Genomic DNA, 13,751 nt, shown 5'->3' on the forward strand with positions numbered 1-13,751 from the left:
ACGACGCGTTTGGATAAGGGAGCGTCGTCGCGCGAGACATTCGAAGAGGAAACGGGTTGTCGGTTATCGCGTGGGTCCGTGGCGGATTAGGAAAGTGGAATGCATATCAGTAACGATGTTGTCTCGCGCTCGAGTCGCCATTTCACGATCTCTTTCCTGCTCATATGCTCGCAGATTATCTGGTTGCTTTCGCTCGGACGAAACTGGTTCTGCGCCTGCGGGTCGATCAGGCTCTGGGCGGGAATGGATCCGGCTCAGAACTCGCAACAGTTCTTCGACCCGTATTCTCTCCTCCATTTCGCATTCGGCTGCGGTCTCTTCCTGTGGCTCACGGCCGTGCGACCGCATTTCAATCTTGCCAGACGGGCAGCCTACGCCGTGATGAGCAGCGTGTTGTGGGAAATGTGCGAGAACCTGCCCTTCGTCATCGGACTTTTCGGCACCGAGGGCACCCAGCTCGCCTATTCCGGCGACAGTATCGTCAACTCGCTGTCCGACACATTCAGCGTTCTTATCGGCTTCGCAGTTGCGTCGCGCATCTCTACACCCGTAACCGTATCGGTAATCCTCGCGCTGGAGGTCCTGACCTTCACCTGGATCGGCGATAGCGTGGTGGCAGGAGTCTTGCGCATAGTATCGTCGTCGATAGCGTGAAATGCAGCAAAACGCCTCGACAACGTGCCTGAAGACACCCTCGTCACGCTCCGAAAGGTAACCGACTTTTGCATCTCGCTCTTATCTGCCCCCCATTCAAGAGCCATATCGCCGTCTTCGAGACAGTCGGAGCCGAGCTTGTGCGCAGAGGTCACCGGGTTACCTTCGTGCTGAATGCCGGAGCCGAGCGGTATGTGACGGAAGGATTCGATGTCTGCGCGGTGGAGGGGACCGACGCGCGACAGATGGAACGCGTCATCGACAGGGCGTCACGACCCAGCGGGCTTTTGGGCGTTCTGAGAACCGTTCACGACACGGCCATGCTGACGGACGCCCTCTGTGAACATGCTCCGGAACATCTTCGTGCACTCGGCATAGATGCCGTTCTTGGCGATCAGATGGAGCCGGCGGCTGGGCTGCTCGCTCGCCATCTCGGGGTACCCATCATATCGATCGCATGCGCACTGCCGATCGAACGCGATGAAACCATCCCGCTCCCGTTTTTGCCGTGGCTCTATGATCCGTCGCCAAAAGGGATCCGCCGAAACAGGGGAGGGGAGCGCGTCTCCCGGCTGCTCCTGCTGGAGCAGAACCGGGTCATCCGCAAATGGTCACGCCGCTTCGGTCTTGGAGAGACATTCCACGACCTTCAGTCATGCCTTTCCGATGTAGCGACAATTGCCCAGACGACGGTCGGCTTCGATTTTCCCCGCACCTCAGCCAATAGTCGGTTGCACATGGTGGGTCCGCTTCGAGAGGAGGAGCTCGAGGAGGAAATCCCGTTCGACGTCGACTCGGGAAAGCCCTTCGTCTTCATGTCTCTCGGCACGCTGCAGGGGCACCGCGCATCGCTTTTCGCTGCCGCCGCCCGAGCCTGCCGCCAGCTTGATGTGCAGTTGCTCGTCGCCCATTGCGGTGGGCTCGACCGGGAACAGGCAGAGGCCCTGGGCGCCACCTGGGTCGTGGACTTTGCGCCGCAGCGAGCCGTGCTTGCCCGTGCTGATCTTTGTATCACGCATTGCGGGATGAACACCGTCATGGACGCGCTCGAGTTCGGCACTCCCCTGCTTGCACTCCCGATAGCGTTCGATCAGCCCGGCGTCTCCGCCCGGATCGTCCATCATGGAGTCGGCTCGCGAATGTCGACCCGCCTGTTGACGACCGCCAAGACGAAGCAAGCTATTGAGACGCTGCTGCACGAGACAGGCTACAAAAAGCGGGCAGGGAAGATCGGCCGTACGATCTCGGCAGCAGGCGGACTGCGCAAGGCGGCTGGTATTATCGAGGCTGTCATCATCTGATCCCTTGGTGAACATTGCTTGGCACACCTAAGGCGCTTACTGCTGGGTCGCATGTTCGTATCCCTTCAAGGCGAAGATACTGATACGCCAGCACTTCATCTACATTCTGATCCGATCGCCAACCTATTTCAAATTACACGACACGACATTTTACCTGAGCATAAGAGGTATCTGCGGAAGGCATCTTTCGCGGGCCTCTCATCCGTCGAGTTTACGATGCCTGCTGGTTGCCTGCGGCGGATACGCTGGGTCCGACTGTCGGCCACGCGCACACGCAACGTTGCGACGCGCGCAGCCAGCAGCCCCTTCTGTCAGGTTCAGACCTGAGCCATGCCACCATCCACGGCCAGTTCTGCGCCGGTCGTAAAACTACTCTCTTCACTGGCAAGGAAAAGGACTGCGGCCGCGACCTCGTGTGGCCGGCCCATGCGCCCCAGCGGGATCATGCCGGAAAGCGCATCCCGGATCTCTTGCGAGGCTCCGGCCATCATCGCCGTATCGGTCGGGCCGGGGCTGACGACGTTGATACGGATGCCTTTGAGAGCAAGTTCGTTGGCCCAGGTGCGCGTAAAGGAGCGGACAGCGGCCTTTGTGGCGCCGTAGACGCCATATCCTTTGGTACCGATGTCGCCCGCGATGGAGCCGATCAACACGATCGTACCGCCGGGTTGCATGAGGTCAGTAGCACCTTGTGCCGCGAAAACGAGCGAGCGGACGTTAAGCCCGAATGCACGATCGAAATGGTCTTCGGATATGTCTTCCAAGGGTGCGTATTCGGAAAGACCTGCGTTGACGACAAGAATGTCGATGCGCCCCTGTTCCGACTTTACCTGCTCGAAGACACGAGTCAGGTCGGCGGTGTTGCTCGCATCCGCCTGGATGCTGCGCATGCTGCCTGTGCCTGTTTCTTCTGACACGCCATCCGTGCCCTTGCGGCTGGTCGCATAAACCTGCGCGCCCTCGTGGGCAAACCGCTGCGAAACGGCTCCACCGATGCCGCCTTGTCCCCCGATAACGAGGGCAATTTTGTTGTCTAATCTGGTCATGTTGGCTCCATTGAAAGTGACAGGTGATAGATATATATCTGATATGTAGGGTCAATTACGCACTTTATATAGAGTAGATATCGATGAGTATACCTGTGTCAGCCGGGATTAGAGACCTGCCAAGAGTGCTGGTGCACCGATCACATTTCGACAGTGTCCGCCTATGTAGCTGCGCTCGAAGAGAGCGATACCGACCGCGCGATTGCCGATGCCTTTGGCGGCCTTTTCGGGATCTCCACTTCTGCGACTGGTGATGAAGGCATGTGCACCCTCGGCACAAAGTCACTCCGCAGCAGGCAGGCCAATACGTTGGCGACCAGCCACCTCGTTACTCATTCGAGCCATCGTAAATCCTTCCCCGAGTGATCTCGCCATGATATACGCTGGATACCTGATATCAACTAACCACACGGATTAGCTCAGATATGGACCAGTATACCGACCTTGAAGAACTGTCTCAGCGTGCCTGTGGTGACATGGCGCAGGTTCGCCCGGTACTCGACAAGATCGCTGACAAATGGACGATCATGATATTGACGGTGATCTGTCCCAAACCGTCGCGCTTCAACGATCTCAAGCGGCGTCTTGACGGGATCACGCACAAGGCTCTGGCCGACGCTTTGAAGAGGCTTGAGCGGAACGGCCTTGTGACCAGAACCGTACTGCCAACGCAGCCGATTGGCGTGGAATACGCAATCACTCCCCTCGGCCACTCCTTGCGGGAGCCATTTGAAGCACTGTGTGACTGGGCAGAGGCCAATGGCGACCAAGTCGAGGCGGCCACGCGGCGCTATGACGAGAGGGTCGATCGTCTCTGACAAGGTCGCCGCGGTCGCCTGGGGCCCGATGCGGAGGATAGACGTCGTCGTCTCACGGCATCCCGACCTGATCGAAGGGCACAGGATGCAATGCCAAGCGCGTTGATGACCTTGCCAGCATGGCGACTAAGGGGCGAGTAGGGTTGGCAAGCGGCCTGCGCGTGATCCAGCGCGCGATGCGAGGGCTTCCGGGCCCGGTATACTCGTCCATATCTAGGCTAATCTAGGTGCGTAATTGATATCAGATATCCATCGTGTATCTATGCCTCATCATCATGAGATGATGTCGGGAACAAACGAGCGTCCCGACGCGCATCAAATATAGTCGAAGGAAATAGGATGACGTTGAAAAGACTTCTGGCTGGCGCCCTGTTGGCTCTAGCAATTTCGGGACCTGCCAAATCCGATGGAACTGCCAAAGTTGTTGGATCTGTCAATGCCGGTGCGACCAACGTTGTCCTGGTGCATGGTGGGACCACGGACGGCTCGGGATGGAAGGCTGTCTTCCAAATTCTACGGGCGAAAGGGTTGGCAGTCACTGTTGTCGAGTTGCCGCATACAAGCCTCGAAGATGATATCGCCGTGACGAAACTGGCCGTCGCTACCCAAAGCGGCCCCACGGTTCTGGTTGGCCACAGCTACGGTGGCGCCGTTATCACCGAGGCCGGTGTAGCCCCCAACGTCAAGGCACTGGTATACGTTGCGGCCCTTCAGCCCGACAAGGGCGAAACTCTGCTTGAGATCAGCAGCCGCTTTCCCATGGGCATCGACATGAAGAAGCTCGATGACGACAAGAGGTTCGTTCCAAATCCAGCGAGCTATCATGAGATGATCGGTGCGGACCTTCCACGCGATGTGACCGATTTCATGTCTGCGATGTCCAAGCCGATGAGGCTGGATACATTCCAGATCCCGTTCCAGCATGCTGCATGGCATGACAAGCCGTCATTCGGCATCGTGACGACCGAAGACAAGGTGCTCTCATCCGACTTTCTGCAGTGGATGTATCAGCGCTCAGGCACGAAGATGACGGAAGTGAAGTCGAGTCACATGGTCTACATGTCTCACCCACAGGAGACGGCTGATGTCATTCTTGAGGCAGCCAGCGCGGTAAAATAGGGCAACGGCTCCCATCCGGCCGTATAGAGGCCCCTATGTGCTGTCTCGAAGGCAGATAACTGAGCTTGACTGAGAAGCCGCGCCCCGAGGGTCCTTCCCACGGAGGAGGACGCTCGCACCCGTGACAAGTCAATCAAGCTAATTAATCCAACGAATTCAATTAATTCAACCAAATCAGGAGTTTCCTGTGATCCGCTTCTTTGCCCTCCTCCCCCGCCGCCCCGACATCGACCGCCAGCGCTTCCATGACCATTGGCGCCACCCGCACGGCACCATGGGCCGCCAGATTCCGGGGATGCTCACCTACGTCCAGGGGCACCAGTTCGACACCGACCGCCTCGGCCCAGGTCAGGACAAGTACGACGGAGTTGCCATGCCCTCGTTCGACTCCCCGAAAGACGCCGCCGCACTGGTCGACGAGCCCTTGTTCGTCGACAACATCCGCCCCGACGAGCCGTTGTTCCAGGACCTGCCGAATGTCATCTTCTTCATCACCGTGGAGGATGTCATCGTCTCGCGGCCCCCAATCGGAGCTGTATCTGCCGTCGATCGGCAATGGGACGTGCTGGAGCGGCCGACGAGCATCCATCTCCTGCAGTTCGTGCACCTTGATGGCAATCCCGGCTGGGCGGGAGCTGATGACGCCGAGCTCGGCCAGCGGATCGGCGCGCTGCGTCACGCGGTGAACCGGCCGAGCTCAGAGGTGCACAGCGACGGCGCACCGTTCCTGGGTGCCCGCCAGTTGTGGTGGCCCACACTGACGGCGTTCCAGGACGGCGTGGACGCCGATCGGGCCGCCTTCGACGAGCTCCTCGCCCAGGCCGGTCACGCCGTCACCATGCTGGCGGTCTCGGAGCGGTTCGTGCGTTGAGCTGGGGCGTCCTTTCTGCGGAAGGGCCTGGGCGCAGCTGAAACCCCTCCGCGCGAAGGACGGGCGGCCCACGTGGCCTACGCGCAGCCAAGACGACGAGAGGCCCCAACCGTGCACGACCAGGGCGACCGTCTGCCGCCGGGGTCTCTCGGGCCGCGACGATGAGCTGAGTGCAATGCGTTCGACCTGGTCGCCGTCGGCCGCGCTCTGATTAGCGATCCGGATTGGGTCGAGAAGGTCCGGTCGGGTGCCCTCGCAGGGCTCAAGGGCTTCGACGCTGATGCGCTACTGAATTTCTATAAATGCTGCTCGTTTTTCATGGTGGCGGCTCATTCATGCTGCCCTCACATCAATGGTCCTGACCGTAAGACAACACGGTCGAGTTCTGGGGATGGCATAGGGGACGCGCTGGGATTGGCGGAGCATACAAAGACTGAAGTTGTGCGGCCTCGCGCCAAGCGTGGCCGCACCTCTGCACACAGCAGCTAGGCGCTTAGTTAGCGGCGTAATGGGACATTGCTTTGATCGTGCTTCTAGGTCAACTCCTACGCGATAGCATATCGATGAAATGAGTCACTCGGTCTTTGCGGAACGCCTCCCTGATCCGACCGTGCCGCTCAAGTTCCGCTAGGCCATGGAGAGTAGCCCAAAAGGCCTCGGTCGCGACTTCAGCGTTTTCGCAAAATGGCTCAACGACCGCCATCATGGCCCCGAACGTATCGCGCAGGGATTGAGGTGTATCGGACTTTGCAAACCGCAGACCGCTCGGTAGGACGAACATCGCTTCGTACAAAGCTGGCCGCTCAAATGCGAATTCCAGGTAGGCCATAGCAACGTCTTCCATTGCTTCCGCCGAACTTGCGCCGCGACGGACCGATGCCCGCAGCACCGGTCCCAACTCCCCAAATCCTTCCAGTGCGACCGCCCCGACAATCGCGTCGCGGTTTTGGAAATGGGCGTAGAGGACGGGCTGGCTGTATTCGATCTCCTGAGCAAGCCGACGAACTGTCACCGAGGCCCAGCCGTCTTTTTCGGCAAGCATTCTGGCCGCGCCGATGATGCGCTGCTCTCGCTCCGCTTTTGCCCGCTCTTTGCGTTCGCTGATGCCCATGCCTTCACCTTCACCCGTTACCAAGTCCCATAGCGGCAGTAATAATGTGATGCAACGGTTGACAATATAGCAACGCTAGTTTTATTTATGGTGCTAGAGATATCGTCACGTCGGCGGGTGTCACCGTTAGGATCGTTCAATGTTCAACTTCATATCGCTGTCAGTCGGCAATGCTGCGACGCTCCTGGCGGCCGCCGCATTCCTTCTCGGCGCCGCCATCAACGCGTCCGGCAGCAAGGTTATCCGAGACGAATTCGTTCGTTACGGATTTCCATCGTGGTGGTGTTGGATCACCGCAATCCTGGAATTCCTGACGGCAGTCTTGCTAATCTTGCGGCCAACCTTCGCAATCGGCGTGGCGCTCGGAGCCTGTATCATGGTCGCCGCGATCCTCGCTGTCGTGAGAGCCCGCGATTTCCGCCATATCCCGCCGCCAGCGGTCTTCCTGCTGCTGCTCATCATCGCAGCTTCCGTCCAGTTCTCATCATAACAGCAGCCCCAATAGCAGCGGCCGCAAACCGCGCGCTTCCATCATCACAACCAACACAATCCAGACCGCGCTGACTCCATAGGCGACGCGTAAAATCACGACATAAGGAACAAGCCATGACGACCTCGAATTCCTTCGCAAAAACTGTCATCGTCTACCATTCCGGCTACGGCCATACGCAACGCATGGCAGAGGCCGTCGCGGAAGGCGCTGGTGCAACGCTCCTTGCCATTGACGCTGAGGGTAATCTATCCGACGACGGATGGGCGGCGCTGGATGCCGCAGACGCCATCATATTCGGCTCCCCGACTTACATGGGCGGACCGAGCTGGCAGTTCAAGAAATTTGCCGATGCATCCTCAAAGCCGTGGTTTTCCGCCAAGTGGCAGGACAAGGTCTTTGGCGGCTTCACCAACAGCGCCAGCCTCAATGGCGACAAGCTGAACACGCTGCAATATTTTGTCCTTCTTTCCGGGCAGCATGGTGGCCTGTGGGTGAGCCTGGGCATCAAGCCATCCAACGTGAAAGCGTCCAAGCGCGACGACCTGAACCGCATGGGATCCTATATCGGGCCGATGGCGCAGTCGGACGCCGACGCGGCTCCCGAAGAAATGTCTTCGGGCGATCTCGAAACAGCGCGTCTCTATGGCGCGCGGGTTATGAGCGTCGCTGGGCAGTACAAATCAACGCCGGGTGAATGACAAGCATTGCTTGCCGACCTTGAGATGGGGGCAATGAGGTAACTCAAACAATTACCTCCCGCGCATAGAGCGCGGGAACTCAATAATTATCGAGATGTCCGCCTCAGGCCAATAGTGGATATTGGGCCGCTATGCGCCCTCTTTTCGGTCATTCAGTCTGTTGTTGAATGACCTGGAAGTTACCGTTCGCCTGATCAGCCACGATGTCTGACCTGGGGTGGTAAGCGGAATGGCAGGTTTCCGGAAGGGGGTGGCGGTAGCCGACGTCACGGGTCGGCTGCCGTCTTGCCCGAAAACGATGTTATTTTGGGGCACTGCGCTCCGCGCTTGCGATATGTCAGTTTGCGGTTTCAGGCCGCTCACGCCCCCTCGCGACCGGCCACCTTCAGGCAGTAGGCGCGAAGCATGTCTGGCCGGTCGGCCCTGCCACGGAAGCCGATATGACCGTCCGGCCGAACCAGTATGAGTGCTGCTTTGTCACCGACGCCGTAGGCAGCGTGTACTTCACCATCGAGATCGTAGAGGACCTTCGCATCGTCCTTGCCGGCAACCGCGGACCCCAGCACGAGCCGTGGTCGGACCCACTCCCAGCACTCGACCTCGGTGAATGCCTGCTGCAACTCGGGCAGCGAGTCGGCCCGCCGGCCATCGAAGGCGAGCAGCGACCAGCCCCAGCTCCATCCGTCGGGATTGTAGAGATGCGCAAACAGCGTGGATGAAGCACCATCTGCGGCAATCACCTTCGCATCCGGCGCCCGCTCCCCCGCCTTCGGCGCATGGCGGCTCAGCAGATCGCGCAAGCCGCCAAGGTGGTCTTCGCTCAGCGGACTGTCGGGATAGCCTACGGTTAATTGCTGAAGATCAGCGCTGCCCTGAATGAGAGTGCCGATGTTAGGAATGAAGCGCGCTGCGACATCCATCGCGGCGTCCTTCACCTTCCCGCGATACACGCTGTTCTGGAAGCCGCGAACCTGCTGGTAATCCAGCCGGCGATGCTCGCCGCCACGCTCCTCGTCGTAGGATTCGAGCAATATCGGCGTGCCTTTGCCTGCCAGCACCAACGCCAGCCGCCATGCGACGCCGATCGCATCGTGAAACCCGGAGTTCATGCCCTGGCCGCCGGCAGGAAGCGACAGGTGCCCGGCATCGCCAACGAGCAAGACCCGATCCTTCGCGTAGTGCGCCGAGGCGCCGTGCTGGAAGTGGCTGTGCGTCAGCCAGATAGGATCGGTGAGCGTCAGCGTCTCATCCTCGGTGACTTCGCGCGCGATCGCCTGCATTTCCTCAAGCGTTGGATCGCGATCGGGGATGCCGGTGTCGTCGGCAAGGAAGAACAGGCGGTGGTAGCCGTCCCACACCGGCAGCACGCCGCAGAAACCGCGCGGATAGTAAAAGAACCAGAGATGGTCGAAGTCGGTCGAGCGGCGCCAGCTCAGCTTGGCATCGACCTGACGGTTCATGCAGTTTGGCAGTTTCGTCGGTTCGAAGCCGAGACCGAGCTCTTCGCGGACAAAGCCCTTGGGTCCGTCCGCGCCGATCATATAGCGGCAACGCAGCGTTTCCTCGGGGCCGACCGTCACGTTCTCGTCGTCCTCGCTGACCGTTGCGAGCGTCACGGTCACGCCTTCCTCGTCCTGTGCGAACCCCGTTACCTTGCGCCCGCGCTCGATCCTGCCACCCTTGGCTTGCGCCTGTTCGGCAAGTGTCTTCTCGATGACGTCCTGTCCGCTGTAGAGGACGGGCCCGTATGGGCTTGGTACGTCCGCGATCTCGACGGGATCGACCCTGCGGCCGTTCAGGAGCGTGTTGACCTGGGTGATGCTGTAAGCCTGCGCGGCGATGGCGTCGCGTACGCCGATGCTGGCAAGCAGTTCCTGCGGCCGGGCCCACAGGTTGTTGGCCCGCGACCACTCCTTTGGCTGGCGTCGCTGTTCGATCAGGAGACAGTCGACGCCGTGATGTGCAAGCGCGCAAGCGGTCGTCAGACCGATCGGTCCGCCGCCCACGATGATAACCTCGGCGTCGAAGCCGTCACGGAGGAATTTGCTGTTCATGCGATATCCTTGGGCGTTGAGGGTGCTGCAGGGTCCGCCGTCGTTGAAAGGCTGTCGGCGATCACTGCGTTCATCTCGCGAAGCACGGCGACGGCTGCGACGAGTCGATCGGCGCCGATCTGATCAAGGATGGCCTGATCGAGCGGGGCGACCGCTGTCTCGGCCCCGGCAAGTGCAGCCCGGCCAACGGTAGTGAGGACAATTAGCTTGGCTCGCTGGTGGTGCGGATTAGGCTGCTCGCTGACCAGGCCGTTTGCCAGCAGCAGATTGACGACACGCTGCACTGCCTGCCGGGTCAGCCCCATGTTGCGGGCAATGTGCGCTACCGGGAGGGGTTGGGGTGAATAGCCCAAAGCACCGAGAACCTGCCACCAAGCGGTCGTCAAGCCAATCGGTCGGACCAGCTCATTGCCTGCGTCGACCAAACGGCCGTTAGTCTCGAACACCGCAAGCGCAAGATCCCTGACATGGGCAGAGGGAGGAGAGTTACTCAAATCAACATCCTGTCATTATGACAACATGCTGCTATAACACTCGGAGCAAGCTTTGGTTCCCGTCGTTCCAGTTAGCTGTTTGCGGTAGGTCTATCGGACGCGGAATGATGCCAGAGCGGATGTGTTCGACTACTTCGAGCGCTTCTACAATCCAAAATGACGGCACTAGACAATGGGCTATCTCAGCCCAATGATTTTGAAACCAAGGTGCGGTTAGCTTAACCTCGTGTCCGAAGTCGAAGGTTCGGATCCGTTCAAGGCGAGGAAACACAGCATCATCAAGCATGATCGTAACCGCTGAGTGCCCAGCACCTTGACCATGCGCGTGGGGGGCTGAGACGACGAGTGGACAATTGATAAAACTGCTCAAATGTTGAACGTTGTCACAACTTTGCCCCAAGGCCGACAGTATGTCGCGAACCTCAATCTTGGAATATTGATGTGGAGCGTATCGAATGAGTAAATTTTCTTGTCTGGTCGCGTTTTCTATCGCGGTACTCGCCTCATGCGGCTCAGTTGCGAAGGCCGACGAGTTTGCTGAGAAGGCGCAAGCTTCATTCGAACCCGTCATAAAGGAATACGGTATTCCCGGACTCGTCGTTGGAGTTACCAGGAACGGCAAACATGAGTTTTATGCGGTCGGGTTGGCCTCGCGTGCCGACAACCGTCCGGCCACCCCTGATACGCTGTTTGAGCTTGGCTCGATAAGCAAAATTTTCAACGTGACGCTTGCGGCATTGGCTGAAGAACGCGGAAAGCTCAGCCTCAGTGATACGGTGGCACATCACGTCTGTGTCGACGCATGTTCAATTGGCGACAAACTTACACTCATGGATTTGGCAACACATCATTCGGGCGGACTGCCATTGCAGGTGCCGGACAACGTTTCCAATGTAGATGGGTTGGTGAGCTGGCTGAAGGATTGGAACCCGCCGCAACCGGGAACGCGCAGCTACTCGAACGTCAGCATCGGGATGCTCGGCTATATATCTGGCAAAGCCATGGGCTCCAACTACAAGCAGGCCTTGCAAGACGTGCTCTTCCCTGCGTTCGGGCTCCACCATACGTGGATAGACGTTCCGAAGAGTGACATGAACCGTTACGCTTTCGGCTATGACCGAAAGACCAATGCGCCAATTCGGGTGAGCTCTGGGGTCTTAGACGCGGAGGCCTATGGCGTGAAGTCGAGCGTCCGAGATATGCTAACAGTTCTTGATGTGGAGCTGGGGCACGGGAAAGCTCCCGACGAATTGCGCAACGCGATCGAGAGAACCCATGAAGGTCAGTACAAAACTGCTTTTTTCACACAGGATATGATTTGGGAGCAGTACCCATGGCCCGCCGACCTGCAGACAATGACGTCTGGCAATGGCTATGATTTCATCATGAAGCCACAACCAGCGGAAAAAAACAGCCCATCGCTTGCTCCGCAGAAGAATGTGATCCTGAACAAGACCGGCTCGACGAACGGGTTTGGCGGTTACATCGCTTTGCTGCCGAGCGAGGACATCGGCGTGGTTGTCCTGGCAAACAAAAACTATCCGAATGAAGCTCGCGTAAGGGCGACATATTCACTGATACAGGCGTTGCTCGCGAATTAGCGGCAACGTCGCGAGCCGAGGGCCATGCGTACTCCAAGTCAAGCGAGGACTAGGCTGACAGATAGCATGATCGAAGTCCGGTCGCTTAATAATGCTGCCGTCGCAGAATCTGCAGTGCGCGGACCACGGATGTGCAGCATCCTTGATGTTGTAGCTACGGGAGCTTCTTGATCGTGCGCTGAGAAGAAAGTTGGTCGGAACACGGTCGTGGTCTTCGGCTGGTGTCCCTGGTCTATCAGCCAATTTGACATGTCGAGACGGGCAGATTGGCGGCTGCCGAATCTCTAGTACGCGTTCGTCGGCCGGATGGCACATCGATCGCGCCGGTCGATATCATCCCCCGTCGCGGAACGATCAGGGGCAATAATCGAGCTCGGGCGTTGGGCGACACGAACCGTCCGCAGCGACCTTTTGGCAGAGAGTAAGGTGGAGGTCGCAAGTGTGATTGTTTCGCCGATTGAGCTCAAGATGCCGGACTTCTCGAGTTTCGTTGCTTCAACGCTCGCAGACTTTGGTTTAGCAGGAGCGAGGCCCGCTCTCGAAATTACGGAAGGCATAGAGCTGGAACTAGACCAGGATGTAGCTCTCTGCATCAACGATTTGAGAAAGTTGGGCGTGCAAGTTTGGCTGGACGACTTCGGTACGGGTTTTGCCGGATTGTCAGGGCTGCGTCTGATAGAATTCGATACCGGCAAGATCGATCGTAAGCGTCCGGTGGTGCAGCGCAAGTCGCGCGCCTATCCATGCGCAAAGTTAGCGAGATCGTTCAGCTGCTTGCGCACTTGTGATCGAAGGTTCGTAGTGTTGTGCGAGGTTCTGAAGAAAGCTGCTTCCGGAATACCGCCACGTATAGCGGCCTAAGCGAGTTCTCAGTAGAATGGGGATTGCCTCTCGCTGAAACTCGAAGTTCAAAACTAGGGTGCGCTGGCTAATGAGCCGGACGGCTTTGTCGCTGCCGCTAATTAGGGGAACCAACCATGAATGTGGCGCCGGACAAGATCGGTGAAAGTGCTGCGCGACTGTAGATCGCGAGGCGGCTGGACGTGCTCATCGTTGGCGATGGAGCGGCCACATACGAGTTTGCGTCCCGCCTAGCTGACGGTGTGCCTGACGAGGGCCAGAATGGGTGCGTTCAGTTCTAACGTGCGCTCATTATCACCGACCGAACCAGAAAGGAAAAGGCTGTGATCGAATACCTTCACCTTTCTGGAGGCCGAGAACGACCGAGACGATCATGCTTGAAACGTCCGTCTCGGTCGTCCAACATCTCGGCAAGGCGATGCCAAGACACTGACAGGTTATCAGGCTTTTTGTTTAAGGAATTGTTGCGGGAGTTGCGTCTTCCGTCCTCAGCAACTGGTAACGTTGTAGCGGAACATGTCGTTAGAAGGTGACAACCGGCACCGACACACTCCGCTTGCGATCTGGAACGGCATTGCCAGAGGCATATTACCGACAAGAGGTGGTATCTATCGGTAATACCGTACAACC

Annotated in this window: 13 protein-coding genes; 9 read left to right on the top strand and 4 right to left on the bottom strand. The window is 58.5% G+C overall.

The window, feature by feature from the left end; translation table 11 throughout:
- The first annotated feature begins 99 nt into the window (after positions 1 to 99).
- Both ASF70_RS22845 and ASF70_RS22850 read left to right on the top strand, forming a co-directional pair.
- Positions 100 to 654 carry a DUF2585 family protein gene (locus ASF70_RS22845; RefSeq protein WP_062583207.1) on the top strand — a complete coding sequence of 185 codons (555 nt, stop codon included), beginning with the start codon at positions 100 to 102 and terminating at the stop codon, positions 652 to 654.
- A 68-nt stretch (positions 655 to 722) separates the two neighbouring features.
- Complete coding sequence (locus ASF70_RS22850; protein ID WP_062583209.1) at positions 723 to 1,955, top strand: glycosyltransferase; 1,233 nt, start codon at positions 723 to 725, stop codon at positions 1,953 to 1,955.
- A 317-nt stretch (positions 1,956 to 2,272) separates the two neighbouring features.
- Here the strand turns inward: ASF70_RS22850 and ASF70_RS22855 are convergent, their stop codons facing one another.
- Positions 2,273 to 3,001 carry an SDR family oxidoreductase gene (locus ASF70_RS22855; RefSeq protein ID WP_062583211.1) on the bottom strand — a complete coding sequence of 243 codons (729 nt, stop codon included), beginning with the start codon at positions 2,999 to 3,001 and terminating at the stop codon, positions 2,273 to 2,275.
- A 425-nt stretch (positions 3,002 to 3,426) separates the two neighbouring features.
- On the opposite strand from ASF70_RS22855, the gene ASF70_RS22860 reads away from it, so the two are divergent.
- The 3 genes from ASF70_RS22860 to ASF70_RS22870 all read left to right on the top strand — a co-directional run bounded on the left by ASF70_RS22860 (position 3,427) and on the right by ASF70_RS22870 (position 5,809).
- On the top strand, positions 3,427 to 3,819 hold the full coding sequence (locus tag ASF70_RS22860; RefSeq protein ID WP_062454711.1) for a helix-turn-helix domain-containing protein: 393 nt from the start codon (positions 3,427 to 3,429) through the stop codon (positions 3,817 to 3,819).
- Positions 3,820 to 4,158: 339 nt separating this feature from the next.
- Positions 4,159 to 4,938 carry an alpha/beta hydrolase gene (locus ASF70_RS22865; protein ID WP_062583213.1) on the top strand — a complete coding sequence of 260 codons (780 nt, stop codon included), beginning with the start codon at positions 4,159 to 4,161 and terminating at the stop codon, positions 4,936 to 4,938.
- Positions 4,939 to 5,125: 187 nt separating this feature from the next.
- A complete protein-coding gene (locus ASF70_RS22870) occupies positions 5,126 to 5,809 on the top strand; it encodes an EthD domain-containing protein (protein ID WP_062583216.1) in 684 nt (227 codons plus the stop codon).
- Positions 5,810 to 6,347: 538 nt separating this feature from the next.
- Here ASF70_RS22870 and ASF70_RS22875 read toward each other — a convergent pair.
- Entirely contained in the window at positions 6,348 to 6,920 is a 573-nt protein-coding gene (locus ASF70_RS22875; RefSeq protein ID WP_062454706.1) for a TetR/AcrR family transcriptional regulator, read from the bottom strand.
- Positions 6,921 to 7,059: 139 nt separating this feature from the next.
- Between ASF70_RS22875 and ASF70_RS22880 the strand changes: the two genes are divergently transcribed.
- Both ASF70_RS22880 and ASF70_RS22885 read left to right on the top strand, forming a co-directional pair.
- Positions 7,060 to 7,410, top strand: a complete 351-nt coding sequence (locus ASF70_RS22880) for a DoxX family protein (protein WP_062454704.1) — start codon at positions 7,060 to 7,062, stop codon at positions 7,408 to 7,410.
- 116 nt (positions 7,411 to 7,526) lie between these two features.
- Positions 7,527 to 8,111 carry a flavodoxin family protein gene (locus tag ASF70_RS22885; RefSeq protein ID WP_062454702.1) on the top strand — a complete coding sequence of 195 codons (585 nt, stop codon included), beginning with the start codon at positions 7,527 to 7,529 and terminating at the stop codon, positions 8,109 to 8,111.
- A gap of 359 nt (positions 8,112 to 8,470) precedes the next feature.
- Here ASF70_RS22885 and ASF70_RS22890 read toward each other — a convergent pair whose 3' ends face one another.
- Together ASF70_RS22890 and ASF70_RS22895 are read right to left on the bottom strand one after the other, a co-directional pair.
- Positions 8,471 to 10,165, bottom strand: coding sequence for an FAD-dependent oxidoreductase (locus ASF70_RS22890; RefSeq protein ID WP_062583218.1), 1,695 nt, complete (start codon positions 10,163 to 10,165; stop codon positions 8,471 to 8,473).
- Positions 10,162 to 10,659 carry a MarR family winged helix-turn-helix transcriptional regulator gene (locus ASF70_RS22895; protein WP_062454697.1) on the bottom strand — a complete coding sequence of 166 codons (498 nt, stop codon included), beginning with the start codon at positions 10,657 to 10,659 and terminating at the stop codon, positions 10,162 to 10,164. Before ASF70_RS22895 ends, ASF70_RS22890 begins: the two co-directional genes overlap by 4 nt.
- 455 nt (positions 10,660 to 11,114) lie before the next feature.
- On the opposite strand from ASF70_RS22895, the gene ampC reads away from it, so the two are divergent.
- Positions 11,115 to 12,260: a class C beta-lactamase gene (ampC, locus tag ASF70_RS22900; RefSeq protein WP_062583220.1), complete on the top strand. Its 1,146-nt coding sequence runs from the start codon at positions 11,115 to 11,117 to the stop codon at positions 12,258 to 12,260.
- 306 nt (positions 12,261 to 12,566) lie between these two features.
- Positions 12,567 to 13,121 (top strand): EAL domain-containing protein, encoded by a 555-nt coding sequence (locus ASF70_RS22905; protein WP_082476224.1) that lies wholly within the window; start codon positions 12,567 to 12,569, stop codon positions 13,119 to 13,121.
- The last annotated feature ends 630 nt before the right edge of the window (positions 13,122 to 13,751 follow it).

The sequence above is a fragment of the Rhizobium sp. Leaf321 genome, assembly GCF_001423215.1.
GTDB lineage: Bacteria > Pseudomonadota > Alphaproteobacteria > Rhizobiales > Rhizobiaceae > Neorhizobium > Neorhizobium soli.

Bases quoted from the DNA above. Each gene is read 5' to 3' on its own strand.
- ASF70_RS22880 (WP_062454704.1), top strand. From the start codon at position 7,060: ATGTTCAACTTCATATCGCTGTCAGTCGGCAATGCTGCGACGCTCCTG.
- ASF70_RS22845 (WP_062583207.1), top strand. From the start codon at position 100: ATGCATATCAGTAACGATGTTGTCTCGCGCTCGAGTCGCCATTTCACG.
- ASF70_RS22855 (WP_062583211.1), bottom strand. From the start codon at position 3,001: ATGACCAGATTAGACAACAAAATTGCCCTCGTTATCGGGGGACAAGGC.
- ASF70_RS22890 (WP_062583218.1), bottom strand. From the start codon at position 10,165: ATGAACAGCAAATTCCTCCGTGACGGCTTCGACGCCGAGGTTATCATC.
- ASF70_RS22905 (WP_082476224.1), top strand. From the start codon at position 12,567: ATGGCACATCGATCGCGCCGGTCGATATCATCCCCCGTCGCGGAACGA.
- ASF70_RS22875 (WP_062454706.1), bottom strand. From the start codon at position 6,920: ATGGGCATCAGCGAACGCAAAGAGCGGGCAAAAGCGGAGCGAGAGCAG.
- ASF70_RS22865 (WP_062583213.1), top strand. From the start codon at position 4,159: ATGACGTTGAAAAGACTTCTGGCTGGCGCCCTGTTGGCTCTAGCAATT.
- ASF70_RS22860 (WP_062454711.1), top strand. From the start codon at position 3,427: ATGGACCAGTATACCGACCTTGAAGAACTGTCTCAGCGTGCCTGTGGT.
- ASF70_RS22885 (WP_062454702.1), top strand. From the start codon at position 7,527: ATGACGACCTCGAATTCCTTCGCAAAAACTGTCATCGTCTACCATTCC.
- ampC (WP_062583220.1), top strand. From the start codon at position 11,115: ATGAGTAAATTTTCTTGTCTGGTCGCGTTTTCTATCGCGGTACTCGCC.